At 69.0% G+C, this 15,048-nt stretch carries 16 protein-coding genes; 12 read left to right on the top strand and 4 right to left on the bottom strand.

The window, feature by feature from the left end; all coding sequences use genetic code 11:
* Positions 1-6 precede the first annotated feature (6 nt).
* The 3 genes from Q0937_RS11010 to Q0937_RS11000 form a co-directional block, all read right to left on the bottom strand.
* On the bottom strand, positions 7-801 hold the full coding sequence (locus tag Q0937_RS11010; protein WP_299303518.1) for an ABC transporter permease: 795 nt from the start codon (positions 799-801) through the stop codon (positions 7-9).
* The gene (locus tag Q0937_RS11005) at positions 798-1,658 is read right to left on the bottom strand and encodes an ABC transporter ATP-binding protein (protein WP_299303516.1); all 861 of its coding nucleotides are present in this window, start codon (positions 1,656-1,658) and stop codon (positions 798-800) included. The genes Q0937_RS11010 and Q0937_RS11005 overlap by 4 nt, the downstream gene beginning before the upstream one ends.
* 83 nt (positions 1,659-1,741) lie before the next feature.
* Positions 1,742-2,833 carry a glutathione S-transferase family protein gene (locus tag Q0937_RS11000; RefSeq protein ID WP_299303514.1) on the bottom strand — a complete coding sequence of 364 codons (1,092 nt, stop codon included), beginning with the start codon at positions 2,831-2,833 and terminating at the stop codon, positions 1,742-1,744.
* A gap of 265 nt (positions 2,834-3,098) precedes the next feature.
* On the opposite strand from Q0937_RS11000, the gene Q0937_RS10995 reads away from it, so the two are divergent.
* The 6 genes from Q0937_RS10995 (at position 3,099) to Q0937_RS10970 (ending at position 8,198) form a co-directional block, all read left to right on the top strand.
* Positions 3,099-3,848, top strand: coding sequence for a metalloregulator ArsR/SmtB family transcription factor (locus tag Q0937_RS10995; protein ID WP_299303512.1), 750 nt, complete (start codon positions 3,099-3,101; stop codon positions 3,846-3,848).
* Positions 3,845-5,272, top strand: coding sequence for a Fe-S cluster assembly protein SufB (gene sufB, locus Q0937_RS10990; protein WP_299303510.1), 1,428 nt, complete (start codon positions 3,845-3,847; stop codon positions 5,270-5,272). The genes Q0937_RS10995 and sufB overlap by 4 nt, the downstream gene beginning before the upstream one ends.
* Positions 5,272-6,594 (top strand): Fe-S cluster assembly protein SufD, encoded by a 1,323-nt coding sequence (gene sufD / locus Q0937_RS10985; protein WP_299303508.1) that lies wholly within the window; start codon positions 5,272-5,274, stop codon positions 6,592-6,594. The genes sufB and sufD overlap by 1 nt, the downstream gene beginning before the upstream one ends.
* Positions 6,594-6,932 (top strand): non-heme iron oxygenase ferredoxin subunit, encoded by a 339-nt coding sequence (locus Q0937_RS10980; protein WP_299303506.1) that lies wholly within the window; start codon positions 6,594-6,596, stop codon positions 6,930-6,932. Before sufD ends, Q0937_RS10980 begins: the two co-directional genes overlap by 1 nt.
* A gap of 76 nt (positions 6,933-7,008) precedes the next feature.
* Complete coding sequence (gene sufC, locus Q0937_RS10975; RefSeq protein WP_299303503.1) at positions 7,009-7,764, top strand: Fe-S cluster assembly ATPase SufC; 756 nt, start codon at positions 7,009-7,011, stop codon at positions 7,762-7,764.
* 101 nt (positions 7,765-7,865) lie between these two features.
* The gene (locus tag Q0937_RS10970; RefSeq protein WP_299303501.1) at positions 7,866-8,198 is read left to right on the top strand and encodes a metal-sulfur cluster assembly factor; all 333 of its coding nucleotides are present in this window, start codon (positions 7,866-7,868) and stop codon (positions 8,196-8,198) included.
* A 211-nt stretch (positions 8,199-8,409) separates the two neighbouring features.
* On the opposite strand, the gene ald is transcribed toward Q0937_RS10970, so the two are convergent.
* Positions 8,410-9,525, bottom strand: a complete 1,116-nt coding sequence (gene ald, locus Q0937_RS10965; RefSeq protein ID WP_299303499.1) for an alanine dehydrogenase — start codon at positions 9,523-9,525, stop codon at positions 8,410-8,412.
* Between the two features lie 220 nt (positions 9,526-9,745).
* On the opposite strand from ald, the gene Q0937_RS10960 reads away from it, so the two are divergent.
* From Q0937_RS10960 to Q0937_RS10935, 6 genes are all read left to right on the top strand, one after another.
* Complete coding sequence (locus Q0937_RS10960) at positions 9,746-11,350, top strand: ABC-F family ATP-binding cassette domain-containing protein (RefSeq protein ID WP_299303497.1); 1,605 nt, start codon at positions 9,746-9,748, stop codon at positions 11,348-11,350.
* 108 nt (positions 11,351-11,458) lie between these two features.
* Positions 11,459-12,076: a winged helix-turn-helix domain-containing protein gene (locus Q0937_RS10955; RefSeq protein WP_299303495.1), complete on the top strand. Its 618-nt coding sequence runs from the start codon at positions 11,459-11,461 to the stop codon at positions 12,074-12,076.
* Between the two features lie 74 nt (positions 12,077-12,150).
* Positions 12,151-12,711, top strand: a complete 561-nt coding sequence (gene efp / locus Q0937_RS10950; protein WP_299303493.1) for an elongation factor P — start codon at positions 12,151-12,153, stop codon at positions 12,709-12,711.
* Positions 12,708-13,271, top strand: coding sequence for a transcription antitermination factor NusB (gene nusB, locus Q0937_RS10945; RefSeq protein ID WP_299303491.1), 564 nt, complete (start codon positions 12,708-12,710; stop codon positions 13,269-13,271). Before efp ends, nusB begins: the two co-directional genes overlap by 4 nt.
* Before the next feature lie 168 nt (positions 13,272-13,439).
* A complete protein-coding gene (pyrR, locus tag Q0937_RS10940; protein WP_299303490.1) occupies positions 13,440-14,078 on the top strand; it encodes a bifunctional pyr operon transcriptional regulator/uracil phosphoribosyltransferase PyrR in 639 nt (212 codons plus the stop codon).
* A complete protein-coding gene (locus tag Q0937_RS10935; RefSeq protein ID WP_299303488.1) occupies positions 14,075-15,037 on the top strand; it encodes an aspartate carbamoyltransferase catalytic subunit in 963 nt (320 codons plus the stop codon). Before pyrR ends, Q0937_RS10935 begins: the two co-directional genes overlap by 4 nt.
* Positions 15,038-15,048 lie beyond the last annotated feature (11 nt).

Here is a 15,048-nt window from a genome sequence, read left to right as displayed (position 1 = left end):
GTCTGGTCAGCTGTCCGTCCAGCGGAACCAGCGCATGACGGCGAGCACCCCGCCGACGGCCCAGAGCAGCAGCACCACGACCGAGCCGACGGAGAACGGCCCGGAGGCCAGGCACGCCCGCATCAGCTCGCCGAGCGCACCGGAGGGCAGCAGGTCGACCAGGCCGCCCAGGATCCGCGGATAGGCCGCAACGGGGAAGGCGACGCCACCGGCCGCGATCATCAGGACGAAGACGAGGTTCGAGACGGCCAGCACCGCCTCGGTGCGCAGCGTCCCTGCGACCAGCATGCCGAGCGCTCCGAAGGCGACGGTGCCCACGAGCCATACCGGGAGCAGCCCCAGCAGCCCTGGCAGCTCGGGCCGCCAGCCGATGATCAGCGCGATCAGCCCCAGCACGATCACCTGCAGGACATGGGTGGTCAGCGTCGCGAGGATCTTGCCGGCCAGGTACCCGCCGCGCCCCAGCGGCGTGGTCGCCACCCAGCGCAGCACTCCGTTGCGGCGGTCGAAGCCGGTGAGGATGGCCTGTGAGGTGAAGGAGGTGGAGATCAGGGCCGTCGCGAAGGTCGCGGCGACGGCGGTGTCGATGGCGGCGACGCCCTCGAGCCGGCCCAGCGGGAGCAGCCACAGCCCGATCAGCACCATGGCGGGCAGGGCGACGGCGACCGTGAGCTGCTCCCCGTTGGAGAGCAGGACCCTCGCCTCGAGCCCGGCGTGGGAGAGGATCCGACGCAGTGCGGGTGCGGGCCGGGGGCTGCGCCCAGGCCCCGCAGCGGCAGGGGAGGTGGGGAGGGTGGTCATCGGGATTCCTCATCCATCAGGTCCAGCAGCACGGATTCCAGGTCGGCCGCGCCGCCCGAGCTGATCTCGAGCTCGGCGCCATGGCGTGCGGCGGCCGCACGGAGATCGGCTTCGAGCGCGGGTGCCACCAGTGGGTCGATGCCGGAGGCGGTGGCCCGCACCACCAGGGCGCCGTCGGCCGCGCGGTGGGCGTTGATCACATCCTGGACGGAACCGGAGGCGAGGACCCGACCACGCGAGATCACCTGGACCGCATCGGCAAGGCCCACCACGTCATCCATCAGATGGGTGGTGAGGACGACGGCGGTTCCCGTGCGGGCGAGCCCGCGGATCAGCTCCCGCACGCGGCGGCGGATCGAGGGGTCCATCCCTGCGGTGGGTTCGTCCAGGAAGACCAGGTCCGGGCGGCCGATGATGGCGAGCGCGAGCGCGAGGCGCTGACGCTGGCCGCCGGAGAGGCGCCGCACCAGGGTGCGGGCGAAATCGTCGATGCCCAGGTGCTCTGCCACCTCCTCGACGTCCAGGGGGGCGGCGTGGAGGCTCGCGCCGTAGCGCAGCAGCTGCATCGCCCCGGCACCCGAGGCGAGTCCGCCGTCCTGGATCATCACCCCCACCCGAGCTCGATGCTCAGGGCTCGAGCGCCAGGGGTCTGCGCCCAGCACCCGAACGGTGCCGCCGTCGGGGTGCAGCAGGCCGGTGGCGCAGGAGATGGCGGTGGTCTTGCCTGCACCGTTGCTTCCCAGCAGCGCGGTGACGGCGCCGCGCTCGGCCGTCAGCGTGAGCCCGTCGAGCGCACGGACGGAGCCGTAGCTGAGGGAGAGGTCGTCGGCGACGAGGGCAGGGGAGTGGTCGTCCATGGCGCCCACTATCGTAGGCCGCGACGCGCATGACCCGGCACCCGAGGTGAGTCACCGGTCATGCGTGCCGGGCCATGTCACTGTCAGCGGCCGGTGACCTGCAGGGGTGTGTGGGTGGGATCGACCACCTCGGCGGCCAGCGGGGCTGCGGGAGCGGTGCCCCCGGGCCCCCAGGTGTCGGTCTCGAAGCGTTCCCGATCGTGGGGCTCCAGCAGCGGGTCCAGGTCGGGGCCCAGCGGCACCACCTGGGTGGGGTTCAGATCTTCGTGCACGAAGTAGTAGTGGCGCTTGATCTGCTCGAAGTCGACCGTGTCCCCGAAGCCGGGGGTGGTGAACAGGTCCTTGGTGTAGTTCCACAGGTTCGGCATGCTCGAGAGCGTCTGCCGGTTCGCCTTGAAGTGGCCGTGGTAGACAGGATCGAAGCGGATCAGGGTCGGGAAGAGGCGAACATCCGCCTCCGTGATCGAGGCTCCCATCAGATAACGGCTGCGACCCAGGCGCTGCTCGAGCTCGTCGAGGGCCTCCCACAGCGCGAGGTACTCCCGCTCGTACGCCTCCTGGGAGCCTGCGAAGCCGACCTTGTACACCCCGTTGTTCACGTGATGGAGCATCCACCTGTTCAGCGCGTCGATCGCCTCGCGCTGCTCCTCGGGGTAGAGGTCCGGTGCGCCGGCGCGATGGTGCTCGGTCCACTGGGTGGCGAAGTCGAGAGTGATCTGCTGGAAGTCGTTGGTGACGACTGCCTTGGTGGGGACCTCCACCACCGCGGGGACGGTGATGCCGCGGGGGTAGTCCGGGAAGCGGGCGAAGTATGCCTGCTGGAGTCGCTCGTAACCCAGCACGGGATCCACTGCGCCCTCGTCGAGATCGAAGGTCCAGGAGCGCTTGTCATGGGTCGGGCCGGGCATGCCCACGGAGAGGACGTCCTCCAGGCCGAGCAGCCGCCGGGAGATCAGGGTGCGGTTCGCCCAGGGACAGGCGCGAGCAGCGATCAGCCGGTACCGGTCCACCTCGACGGGCCAGCCGTCACGGCCGTCGAGGGTGATGCGGTCGTCGATGTAGTTCATGTCGCGGTCGAAGGACTCGCCGGTGGCGACATAGGCGCCGCGGGTCGAGTGCTCGCCCTCCGCGGCGGGAGAGTCTGGGCTGGCAGGCTGTGTGCTGTCCGTGGTCATCGGAAGGCTCCTCGAGGGTCGGGGTGAAGACGACACCAGAATAGTTGAAACTGGCACTAAATGGAAGCGGGGTCGGCGGTTCCGACGGGCGCGCGGGGCTCGCTCGCGGGTGGGGCCGGAGTCTCGCACATGCCAGGCGGAAAGGTTCGGTGCCCCCATCCTTCCAGGTAAGGGGATCCTTCGTGCTGTGGCGCACAAGGGCTGACGCGTATTTGGCAACACATATGTTGTAAAATCAAAGGTGCGACGGCAGGAGGAGGCGATCATGACCGCACCAGGCATAGCACCAGGCGGCGAGACGGGTGTCACGCAGACCACGCGTGACCGCCTCGTGGACGCGATCTCGACCCACGGCCCGATCACTGCACGTCGGCTGGCTGAGCTGTTCGGCCTCACCAGCGCTGCGGTGCGCCGCCATCTGGCGGCGCTCGAGGTGGAGGGAGTCATCGCCGAGCACGAGCTTCCCCTCGCCCCTCGCGGCCGTGGCCGGCCCAGCAAGTCGTTCGTGCTCTCACCCTCGGCCCACGAGGACCTGCCCGGCGGGTACGACGAGCTGGCAGTGATGGCCATGGACGAGCTCGCCCGATTGGGTGGGAGCGAGGCGGTGACCGCCCTGGCGGAACACCGCATCGCCGACTGGGAGAACGTGCTGGCCGAACGGGTCGCCGAGCGCGAGCAGGCGGGGGAGGACATCACCGTCACCCGCAAGCTCGAGCTGCTCTCCGAGCTGCTCACCGAGCGGGGTTATGCCACCACGGTGCGTCCGCTCCATGTGCCGTTGCCCGGCAGGGGCCCGGAGTCGGGCGTCGCACCGCGTACGCTCGTCACGGCCCAGCTGTGCCACGGACACTGCCCGGTTCTCGACGTCGCCGCAGATCACCCCGAGCTGTGCGAGGCCGAGTCCCGCGTCATCTCCCGGATCATCGGAGCACCTGTCCAGCGTCTTGCCACGCTGGCGCAGGGCGCCCACGTCTGCACGACCCACATTCCACTCACCGAGGGAAGGACACCATGACGAGCGCACCAGAAAAGCTCACACAGGACGAGATCATCGACTCCATCGGCAATTACGCCTTTGGCTGGCACGACGAGGACTCCGCCGGGGCCAGCGCGCGCCGCGGTCTGTCCGAGGACGTCGTACGCGATATCTCGGCCCGCAAGGACGAACCCGAGTGGATGCTCGAGCGCCGCCTGAAGGCGCTCAAGCTGTTCTACAAGAAGCCGCTGCCCACCTGGGGCCCCGACCTCTCGGGCATCGCCTTCGACCACATCAAGTACTTCGTCCGCTCCACCGAGAAGCAGGTCACCTCCTGGGAGGACCTGCCGGCGGACATCAAGGAGACCTACGACCGCCTCGGCATCCCCGAGGCCGAGAAGCAGCGTCTGGTCTCCGGGGTCGCCGCGCAGTACGAGTCCGAGGTCGTCTACCACCAGATCCGCGAGGATCTGGAGGAGCAGGGCGTCATCTTCCTGGACACCGACACCGCGCTCAAGGAGCACCCGGAGCTCTTCAAGGAGTACTTCGGCACCGTCATCCCCTCGGGTGACAACAAGTTCTCCGCGCTGAACACCGCGGTCTGGTCCGGCGGCTCGTTCGTGTACGTCCCCAAGGGCGTCCACGTCGAGATCCCGCTGCAGGCCTATTTCCGGATCAACACCGAGAACATGGGTCAGTTCGAGCGCACGCTGATCATCGCCGACGAGGGCTCCTACGTGCACTACGTCGAGGGCTGCACCGCGCCGATCTACAAGTCGGATTCGCTGCACAGCGCCGTCGTGGAGATCATCGTGAAGAAGGACGCCCGGGTCCGCTACACGACCATCCAGAACTGGTCGAACAACGTGTACAACCTGGTCACCAAGCGCACGATCGTCGAACAGGGCGGCGTGATGGAGTGGGTCGACGGCAACATCGGCTCCAAGGTCACCATGAAGTACCCGGCCGTCTGGCTGATGGGCGAGCACGCCCGTGGCGAGACCCTCTCGGTCGCCTTCGCGGGCGAGGGCCAGAACCAGGACACCGGCTCGAAGATGGTGCACATGGCACCGCACACCTCGAGCTCGATCGTCTCGAAGTCGGTCTCCCGCGGTGGTGGCCGCAGCTCCTACCGAGGCCTCGTGCAGGTGATGCCGGGCGCGGAGCACTCCGCCTCGACCGTGCTGTGCGATGCGCTGCTGGTGGACACCATCTCCCGCACCGATACCTACCCCTACGTCGACGTCCGTGTCGACGATGTCCAGATGGGCCACGAGGCCACCGTCTCCAAGGTCTCCGAGGAGCAGCTCTTCTACCTGATGAGCCGTGGCATGGACGAGACCGAGGCGATGGCCATGATCGTGCGTGGGTTCATCGAGCCCATCGCCCGCGAGCTCCCGATGGAGTACGCCCTCGAACTGAACCGCCTGATCGAGCTGCAGATGGAAGGAGCAGTCGGTTGATGACGACCACTGATGTGAAGGGTTCCGAGAACGCCGGAGACCCGGCCGCGAACGAGGCCGTGGGCCACGCCGCCGGGGCCGCCCCGGTCGCCGCCCAGACCGCCCTCGACGACGTCGAGACCACCGCGGCGCCGGAGCTGGAGGAGGAGAACCTGACCCTGCCCGGGCAGGAAGTCTCCGCCGCCCACGCCGCCTCGAACCGTGGCGCGCGCAAGCGCTCCTTCGAGGTCTCGGACCACGAGGTCCCCAAGAGCGATGTCGAGGAGTGGCGCTTCACCCCGCTGCGCCGTTTCGCGCCCCTGTTCCAGGACGTCGCGACCGACGACCGTGAGGGCGACGCTGCGGTGGACTACCAGGTCACGGTGCCTGAGGGCGCTCCGGAGATCTCCACCCTGGCGCCCGGCGAGGCTCCGCGCGGCACCGTCCTGGTGCCCGAGGACCTGGCCGCGGCGGTGGCCTCCGCACGCACCGCGCAGGCGCTGCACCTGGTCGCCGCGAAGAACGTCGCCTACGACGAGCCGTTCCGGGTGGATGTGACCGGTCGGGGCGCCGAGCGCCGTGCCAACGCGCACATCGTGCTCGAGGCGAAGGAGTCGAGCTCGGCGACCTTCGTGCTCAACCACGCCGGTTCTGCGCAGTACGCGCAGAACGTCGAGATCATCGTCGGCGACAACGCACAGATGACCGTCATCACCCTGCACGACTGGGATGACGACGCGGTGCACATCGCCACCCATCACGCCCGCGTGGGCCGCGACGCGACGCTCAAGCATGTCGCCGTGACGCTCGGTGGCAGCGCGGTCCGGCTGAACTCGATCGGCGAGTACGCAGCGACCGGCGGCGAGATCGAGAAGCTCGGTCTGTACTTCTCCGATGAGAACCAGTTCTTCGAGAACCGCCTGTTCATCGACCACAGCGCACCGCGCTGCACCTCCAACGTGGCCTACAAGGGCGCGCTCCAGGGCAAGAACGCCCGCTCGGTGTGGGTCGGCGATGTGCTGATCCGCAAGGAGGCCGAGGGCACCAACACCTACGAGCTCAACCGCAACCTCCTGCTCACCGAGGGGGCACGCGCCGACTCGGTGCCGAACCTCGAGATCGAGACCGGTGAGATCGAAGGCGCGGGCCACGCCGCTGCGACGGGTCGCTTCGACGACGAGCAGCTGTTCTACCTGCGTGCCCGCGGAATCGACGAGATCGAGGCGCGTCGCCTGGTGGTGCGCGGCTTCTTCGCCGAGATCATCCAGCAGATCGACGTCCCCGAGATCCGCGAGCGGCTCTCGGCCTCGATCGAGGGCGAACTCGCACGGAGCATGAGCTGATGACGGACGCCTTCGTCCCCGTCGCCACCCTGGCCGACCTCGCCCCCGGCGAGGCGATCGATGTCGTCGTCGGCGACATCGAGATCGCCCTGGTGCGCGCCGAGGACGGTGGCGTCCACGCCCTCGAGGACCTCTGCTCGCACGACGAGATCGCGCTGAGCGATGGCGACGTCGAGGGCTGCACCATCGAATGCTGGAAGCACGGCAGCCAGTTCGACCTGGTCACAGGTCGTCCCCTGCAGCTTCCCGCGGTTCTTCCCGTACGGGTCTTCCCCGTGCGGATCGACGAGAGCAGCGGCGAGATCCTGGTGGATCCGACCGTCGCCCCCGCCACCTGAACACTTCGGGCGTCCGTCCACGGCGTCCTTCCGACCTCACGAATCCACCAGCATCCCTGGTCAAGGAGAACCACCTATGTCGATCCTCGAGATCAAGAACCTCCACGCTTCCGTCGAGACCCCTGAGGGCACCAAGGCGATCCTCAAGGGCGTCGACCTCACCATCAAGGCCGGCGAGACCCACGCCATCATGGGTCCCAACGGCTCCGGCAAGTCCACCCTCGCCTATGCCGTCGCCGGCCATCCCAAGTACCAGATCACCGAGGGCGAGGTCCTGCTCGACGGTGAGGACGTGCTCGCGATGAGCGTCGACGAGCGTGCCCGTGCGGGGCTCTTCCTCGCCATGCAGTACCCGGTCGAGGTCCCCGGCGTCACCGTCTCGAACTTCCTGCGCACCGCCAAGACTGCGATCGATGGCGAAGCCCCCGCGCTGCGCACCTGGGTCAAGGACATGAAGGGTGCGATGGCGGATCTCAAGATGGATCCCGTCTTCGCCGAGCGCAACGTCAACGAGGGCTTCTCCGGCGGTGAGAAGAAGCGCCACGAGATCCTCCAGATGCAGTTGCTGAAGCCCAGCATCGCCATTCTCGACGAGACCGACTCCGGCCTCGATGTCGATGCGCTGCGCGTGGTCTCCGAAGGCGTCAACCGCGTCAAGGAGAACTCCGAGGTGGGCATCATGCTGATCACCCACTACACCCGCATCCTGCAGTACGTGAAGCCGGACTTCGTCCACGTCTTCGTCAACGGCCGGATCGCCGAGCAGGGCGGCCCGGAGCTGGCCGAGCGCCTCGAGGCCGAGGGCTACGACCGCTTCCTCGTCGGCGCCTGACGCCACCCGCCGGTCCGGCCCGGGACAGAACGCCCCGGGCCGGACCGGCCCCACCCCTTCAGGAGCAGCTCCTGCGCTCCCTATCCCCTCGGGAGGATGCGATGACCGAACAGAAGACCCCTGACGCGACGGTGACCGACGCCGACGTCATCGAGGCGATGAAGGACGTGATCGATCCCGAGCTCGGGATCAACGTCGTCGATCTCGGCCTCGTCTACGGCGTCACCGTCGAGGACGGCAATGCCGTCATCGATATGACCCTGACCTCCGCCGCCTGCCCGCTGACGGATGTGCTCGAGGAGCAGACCTTCGCGGCGCTGGACCCCATCACCGAGACGCACCGCATCAATTGGGTGTGGATGCCGCCGTGGGGCATGGAGAAGATCACCGAGGACGGCCGCGAGCAGCTGCGCGCGATCGGCTTCAACCTCTGAGCTGAGACTCAGCGCGCCGGCGCCGTCCGGCAGCACCGTGCCCCCGGCCGGAGCACCCCGCGTCCGCCGGGGCGCCCCGCGGCCGGGGAACGAAATGTCCCCGGAGGACCGATGCGATGACCCGCATCGGTCCTCCGGGGACATTTCTCGTCCACTGCCGTTCCTGCCGGCCACGGCCGTCCCTGCCGGCCACGGCTGGCGGCAGCCGGGGTCAGCCGATGATCTGCTCCGCGGTGGTGACCTCGAGCCCGTGGGCCTCGCCGGTTCCTGCGTGGGTGAGCCTGCCCTCGTGGGTGTGCAGACCCTTGGCGAGCGCACCGTCGGAGCGCAGGGCCTCGCGCCAGCCCGCCCCGGCGATCTTCAGGATGTAGGGGAGGGTCGCGTTGTTCAGCGCCGCGGTCGCGGTCACCGGCACCGAGCCCGGCATGTTCGCCACGCAGTAGTAGACGGTGTCGTGGACGCGGAAGGTGGGATCGTCGTGCGTGGTGGGACGGGAGTGCTCGAAGCACCCGCCCTGGTCGATCGCCACATCCACGAGGACGGAGCCCGGCTTCATCGTCGAGACCATCTCATCGGTCACCAGCTTCGGTGCTCGCTTGCCCGGGATCAGCACCGAGCCGACCACTACGTCCGCCTTCCTGATCTCCTCGGCCAGGTCCAGGGTCGTCGAGTAGCGGGTACGGATGTCGCCGTGGTGCATGGTCGCGATCTGCCCGAGCCGGGCGACGTTCAGATCCATCACGGTGACGTTCGCATGCAGGCCGTGCGCCATCATCGCGGCCTGCTCGCCGACCACGCCGCCCCCGACGACCAGCACGTTCGCCTCGCTCGTTCCGGGTACTCCGCCCATCAGCACCCCGGCACCGCCCAGCGGCGCCATCAGGTGGTAGGCGCCGACCTGCGTGGCGAGCCGGCCCGCGATGGCGCTCATCGGTGCGAGCAGCGGGAGCGAGCGGTCGGGGAGCTGCACCGTCTCGTAGGCGATGGCTGTGGCTCCCGAGGACAGGAGCGCCTCGGTGAGCTGCCGATCCGCGGCGAGGTGGAGGTAGGTGAAGAGGATCTGATCCTTCCTCAGGCAGCCGTGCTCCTGGGGGAGCGGCTCCTTCACCTTGATGATCATCTCGGCCTGAGCCCAGACCTCTGCGGCGGAGTCGAGGATCGTGGCTCCGGCGGCACGGTAGTCCTCGTCACTCACGCGTGAACCCACGCCGGCGCCCGTCTCGACCACGACGTCGTGGCCGCGTGCCACGAGCTCATGGACGCCGGGAGCGCCCAGTCCCACGCGATTCTCGTTGTTCTTGATCTCCCGGGGTACCCCGATCCGCATGGCGCGCCTCTCTGCAGCGTTGTTCGGCCTCGATCATGGCCGCTCGGCTCAGCATCTCATCTACTGGGCGCCGAAGGGAGCTGTGCTGTGGAACGCGGCACCGTGAGCGCTGTTCGCGTGCTCTGAACGGCGCGGCGACCTAGAGTGGTCCAGGCTCCGCGCGGGCCCGTCCGTCCGCTGCGCACCGAGCCACCGCCCCCTCGAACAGGAGCACCATCGAGTGATCACCGTGCACGACCTCGCCATCCGCGTCGGCGCCCGGCTGCTCATGAGCGACGTCTCCTTCCAGATCACCGCAGGGGACAGGGTGGGGCTGGTGGGCCGCAACGGCGCCGGCAAGACCACCCTGACCAAGGTGCTCTCCGGCACCCTGGACCCCTCCGAGGGCAGTGTCGAGGTCACCGGCGAGCTCGGCTATCTGCCTCAGGACACCCACAGCGGGGAGGACACCGAACCTGTGCTCTCCCGCATCCTCTCCGCGCGCGGACTCGACGGGATCTTCAAGAAGCTGCGTCGCGCCGAGGAGGAGATGGGGGACATGAGCCTCACCGAGGCGCGGCGGGAGAAGGCGATGAACCGCTACCCGCGGCTCGAGGCGGAGCTGGATGCCGCCGGCGGCTATGCGGCCGAGGCCGAGGCGAAGCGGATGTCCGCGAACCTGGGCCTGCCCAACCGTCTGCTCGAGCAGGAGCTGGGCACCCTCTCCGGTGGCCAGCGGCGCCGCGTCGAGCTCGCGCGCATCCTGTTCTCCCAGGCCGCCACCATGATCCTGGATGAGCCCACCAACCACCTCGACCATGACTCGATCGTCTGGCTGCGCGAGTACCTCATGACCTACCGCGGCGGGCTGATCATCATCAGCCACGACGTGGAGCTGGTCGAGCACGTCGTGAACAAGGTGTTCTACCTCGACGCCAACCGGGCCTCGATCGACATGTACAACATGGGCTGGAAGCTGTACCAGCGCCAGCGCGAGGACGACGAGAAGCGTCGCAAGCGCGAATGGACGAACGCCGAGAAGAAGGCCACCCAGCTCACCGCCCAGGCCGAGAAGATGCGAGCCAAGGCCACCAAGGCGGTCGCCGCCCAGAACATGCTCAAGCGCGCCGAGCGGATGCTCGACGGGCTCGAGGGCGAGCGCCAGCAGGACCGGGTCGCCTCCCTGCGGTTCCCGAAGCCCGCCCCCTGCGGCAAGACGCCGCTGATGGCCCAGGACCTCTCGAAGTCCTATGGCAGCCTCGAGATCTTCACCAGCGTGGATCTCGCGATCGATCGCGGCTCGAAGGTCGTCATCATCGGGCTCAACGGTGCCGGCAAGACCACCCTGCTGCGGATCCTCGCGGGGGTCGATGAGCCGGACACCGGCGGACTGCTGCCCGGTCACGGTTTGCGGATCGGCTACTACGCCCAGGAGCACGAGACCCTCGACCTGGGCCGCACGGTGCTCGAGAACATGATGACCGCGGCCTATGAGCTGCCCGAGGTCGAAGCCCGCAAGATCCTCGGCTCGTTCCTGTTCACCGGGGATGATGTCCACAAGCCCACCCGCGTGCTCTCCGGTGGCGAGAAGACCCGTCTCGCGCTCGCGACCCTCGTCGTCTCCAGCGCGAACGTGCTGCTGCTGGACGAGCCGACGAACAACCTCGACCCCGCCAGCCGCGAGGAGATCCTCGGGGCGCTCGCGGCCTTCGAGGGCGCCGTGGTGCTGGTCTCGCACGATCCCGGCGCGGTGGCGGCGCTGAACCCCGAGCGGGTGCTGATGATGCCCGACGCGGTCGAGGACCTCTGGAACGCGGAGTACCAGGAGCTCATCGAGCTCGCCTGAGCTCGACACGGGCACCGCTCCCACACCCCGGCACTCAACGATAATTCGCTGTATCGTCACGAACACCTGATATCTGCCGTCCCTGCCCTGCATCGTCGAGGAGTCGCCGTGTTCGTCCTGTCCCTCTCCGGCCGTCGCGGCCACGGCCGCGACGAGGGCGATCCGATCCCGGCACTGCTCTCCGCGCTGGAGGGGCTGGATCTGTCGCCGGCACCTGAGCGCACGATGGGTCCCGAGGCACTGGTCCTCGCCGAGCGGGCCGAGGTCGCCCTCGAGGTGCTGCTGCGTGCGGCGGAGATCGGCCCGCTCGCGACAGGCCTGGGGATCGGCGCCGTGACCCGGCCGCTGCCCGGCTCGGTGCGCGAGATCTCCGGACCTGCCGTCGACTCTGCGACCGCGGCGCTGCAGGCGGCGGTGACGACCTCCCAGGTCCCCGTGGCGGTGAGGGCCGCTGATGACCGTCATCGGGACACCGCCGCAGATGCCGAGGCCGTGCTGCGTCTGGTGGTGTGGATGATCCGCACTCGGAACCGCCGCCAGCGCGAGACCGTCGGCAGGCTGCGTGAGGATCCCGGGGCCACCCAGGCGCAGCTCGCCGAGCGCCTCAGGGTGACCCAGCAGACGGTCTCCCGGGCGGTGAAGACCAGCGGCTGGCGCGAGGAGAGCGCCGCTCATCCGCTGGCCGTACGGCTGCTGAGCATGATCGACCTCACGTCGGCTCGCTGAGTGCCCGCTCCACCCCGGCGCACACGTGCCTGCGCGCTATCCTGGGCACGCCCAGACGACTACCGAGGAGACTCATGGCGACGACGAATGATCTGAAGAACGGGATGGTCCTGGTGCTGGACCAGCAGCTGTGGAGCGTGGTCGAGTTCCAGCACGTCAAGCCCGGCAAGGGCCCGGCCTTCGTGCGCACCAAGCTGAAGAACGTGATGTCCGGCAAGGGTGTGGACAAGACGTTCAACGCCGGCCTCAAGGTCGAGACCGCCACGGTCGATCGCCGCGACATGCAGTTCTCCTACCTCGACGGCGACATGTACGTGTTCATGGACACCAGCAGCTGGGAGCAGACCAGCCTCACCGAGGAGACCGTCGGCGGTGCCAAGGACTACATGATCGAGGAGCAGGACGTGGTGATCGCCTTCCACGAGGGTGAGGCGCTGTTCGTCGAGCTGCCGGCCTCCGTGGTCCTCGAGATCAAGTTCACCGAGCCGGGCCTCCAGGGCGACCGCTCCAGCGGCGGCACCAAGCCCGCCACGCTCGTGACCGGGCGCGAGATCCAGGTCCCGCTGTTCCTCAACGAGGGCGACAAGGTCAAGGTCGACACCCGCAGCGGCGACTATCTCGAGCGCGTCAAGTGACCTCAGGTTCCGCGCGGGACGAATCCTCCGCACCGGAGGACGCCGGGGCCCCGGAGATCCGCCGGGTCCCCGGCCTGCCCCACCCCACCCGCGAGGGTGCCGAGGTCACCTTCGAGCGCACCGTCCCCGCCCCCTCCGACCGGCTCCACAGCCGTTCGCGTGACCGGATCCGGGCGATCGACGTGCTCTTCGAAGCCGATGCGAAGCAGCGTGAGGTGCTCGGCGTGCTGCAGGAGCGGCTGCGTCGCACGGCGGCGCAGACCCCGCTTCCGCAGCGCTCCCGTGAGCTCGTCGAGCTCTATGCCCCGAATGCGGTCGATATCGACGAGGACCTCGCCACCCATTCCCGGGACTGGCCGCTGCACCGGATGCCCGCGGTGGACCGCGCGATCCTGCGTCTGGGCAGTGCCGAGCTGCTCTACGGCGAGGACGAGTCCGGCCGCGGAGCGATCATCGGCGAGTACACGAAGATCGCCGAGGTGCTCTCCACCGACGACTCACCACGATTCGTCAACGGGCTCCTGCAGCGGCTGGTCGAGGTGCGCGGCCTGCTCTCCTGAGCCGGCGGCGGCGCGGCCCCTCCGGGTCGCCGTCGTCACCCCCGCCACCAGTCCGAGGGGCGGTCACCCCGGCATCGCCCGGCGCCCGCCCTCTAGGCTCGGCACCGCTCGCATGAGCGACAGACCCTTTAACGACACGTCCTGAGAGGCGTCGAAGGGAGACGAACGATGAATGACGATTCGCCTGCGGGCCGCCGGCCCGCGACGAACGATCCGGTGCCTGCCGCGGACCGCTCCCGCGTGCTCGGCCCCGAAGAGATCCGGCGGGCGCTCACTCGCATCGCCCACGAGATCCTCGAGAGCGGTCACGGAGCCGATGATCTGGTCCTGCTCGGCATCCCCCATCGGGGAGTGCCGCTGGCCCGGCGCCTGGCGGAGCAGATAGCCCGGGCAGAGGGCCGCCCCGACGGCGCGGACCTCACCGAGCTGTACGGCGCGCTGGACATCACCATGTACCGCGACGATCTGCGCAGCAATCCCACCCGCGCGCCGAGCCCGACCCGGATCCCGCGCTCAGGCATCGACGGCCGCATCGTGGTCCTGGTCGATGACGTGCTGTACTCCGGACGCACGATCCGTGCGGCCCTCGACGCCCTCGGTGCGATCGGCCGGCCCGCCGCGGTACGACTCGCGGTGCTGGTGGACCGCGGCCATCGGGAGCTGCCGATCCGTGCGGATCACGTCGGCAAGAACCTTCCCACCGCGCGCAACGAGCGGGTGCACGTCCAGCTCGTCGAGACCGACGGCGCAGATGCCGTGGACATCGTGCGCCCGGCCGCCGCACGGCCCGAGGGGGAGAGGGCATGAAGCACTTCATCACCATCGCCGATCTCTCCCGGGACGAGGCGCTCGAGGTGCTCGCCACGGCCGAGCACATGGCACAGACCCAGTCCCGCTCGATCCGGAAGCTGCCCACCCTGGTGGGCACCACCGTGGTGAACCTCTTCTTCGAGGACTCGACCCGCACCCGGATCAGCTTCGAGGCCGCCGCCAAGCGGCTCTCCGCGGATGTCATCAACTTCTCCGCCAAGGGCTCCAGCCTCTCCAAGGGCGAGTCGCTGAAGGACACCGCGCTGACCCTGCAGGCCATGGGCGCCGACGCGGTGGTGGTGCGCTCCGGCTCCTCCGGCGCCGCGCACCTGCTCGCCCACGCCGGCTGGATCGAGCAGCCGATCATCAACGCCGGCGACGGCGCGCACGAGCATCCCACCCAGGCGATGCTCGACGCCTTCACGATGCGCAGACACCTGCGCCCGGGGGATCCCACCGCGGACCTCGCCGGGATGCACGTGGTCATCGTCGGCGACATCCTCCACTCGCGCGTGGCGCGCTCGAACGTGCTGCTGCTGACCCTGCTCGGTGCCCGGGTCACGCTGGTCGCCCCGCCCGCCCTGGTGCCCGTCGGCGCCTCCGCCTGGCCCTGTGAGATCAGCTATGACCTCGACCAGGCGCTCGCGACCGGCCCGGATGCCGTGATGATGCTGCGGGTGCAGAGCGAACGCATGGTCGGCGGCGGCTTCTTCCCGACGGTGGGGGAGTACTCCCGCCGCTACGGACTGTCCACCGCCCGGGCCGCGACCCTGCCCGAGCACACCCTCGTGATGCACCCGGGCCCGATGAACCGGGGGCTCGAGATCGCCGGGGCGGTCGCGGACTCCCCCCGCAGCGTCATCGTCGAACAGGTCGCCTCCGGCGTCTTCGTCCGGATGGCCGTCCTCTTCCACCTGCTCGCCACCGACGCCCGGGAGGCCCCCCGTGACCACTGAGCACGCCACCA

It is taken from the genome of uncultured Brachybacterium sp. (genome assembly GCF_947500705.1).
GTDB lineage: Bacteria > Actinomycetota > Actinomycetes > Actinomycetales > Dermabacteraceae > Brachybacterium.
The sequence above is the reverse complement of the archived record's forward strand: the minus strand, read 5'-3'. Positions and strand labels throughout refer to the sequence as shown.

Coding starts and splice junctions, on each gene's coding strand:
- Q0937_RS11010 (WP_299303518.1), bottom strand. CDS start 801: ATGACCACCCTCCCCACCTCCCCTGCCGCTGCGGGGCCTGGGCGCAGC.
- Q0937_RS11005 (WP_299303516.1), bottom strand. CDS start 1,658: ATGGACGACCACTCCCCTGCCCTCGTCGCCGACGACCTCTCCCTCAGC.
- Q0937_RS11000 (WP_299303514.1), bottom strand. CDS start 2,833: ATGACCACGGACAGCACACAGCCTGCCAGCCCAGACTCTCCCGCCGCG.
- Q0937_RS10995 (WP_299303512.1), top strand. CDS start 3,099: ATGACCGCACCAGGCATAGCACCAGGCGGCGAGACGGGTGTCACGCAG.
- sufB (WP_299303510.1), top strand. CDS start 3,845: ATGACGAGCGCACCAGAAAAGCTCACACAGGACGAGATCATCGACTCC.
- sufD (WP_299303508.1), top strand. CDS start 5,272: ATGACGACCACTGATGTGAAGGGTTCCGAGAACGCCGGAGACCCGGCC.
- Q0937_RS10980 (WP_299303506.1), top strand. CDS start 6,594: ATGACGGACGCCTTCGTCCCCGTCGCCACCCTGGCCGACCTCGCCCCC.
- sufC (WP_299303503.1), top strand. CDS start 7,009: ATGTCGATCCTCGAGATCAAGAACCTCCACGCTTCCGTCGAGACCCCT.
- Q0937_RS10970 (WP_299303501.1), top strand. CDS start 7,866: ATGACCGAACAGAAGACCCCTGACGCGACGGTGACCGACGCCGACGTC.
- ald (WP_299303499.1), bottom strand. CDS start 9,525: ATGCGGATCGGGGTACCCCGGGAGATCAAGAACAACGAGAATCGCGTG.
- efp (WP_299303493.1), top strand. CDS start 12,151: ATGGCGACGACGAATGATCTGAAGAACGGGATGGTCCTGGTGCTGGAC.
- pyrR (WP_299303490.1), top strand. CDS start 13,440: ATGAATGACGATTCGCCTGCGGGCCGCCGGCCCGCGACGAACGATCCG.
- Q0937_RS10935 (WP_299303488.1), top strand. CDS start 14,075: ATGAAGCACTTCATCACCATCGCCGATCTCTCCCGGGACGAGGCGCTC.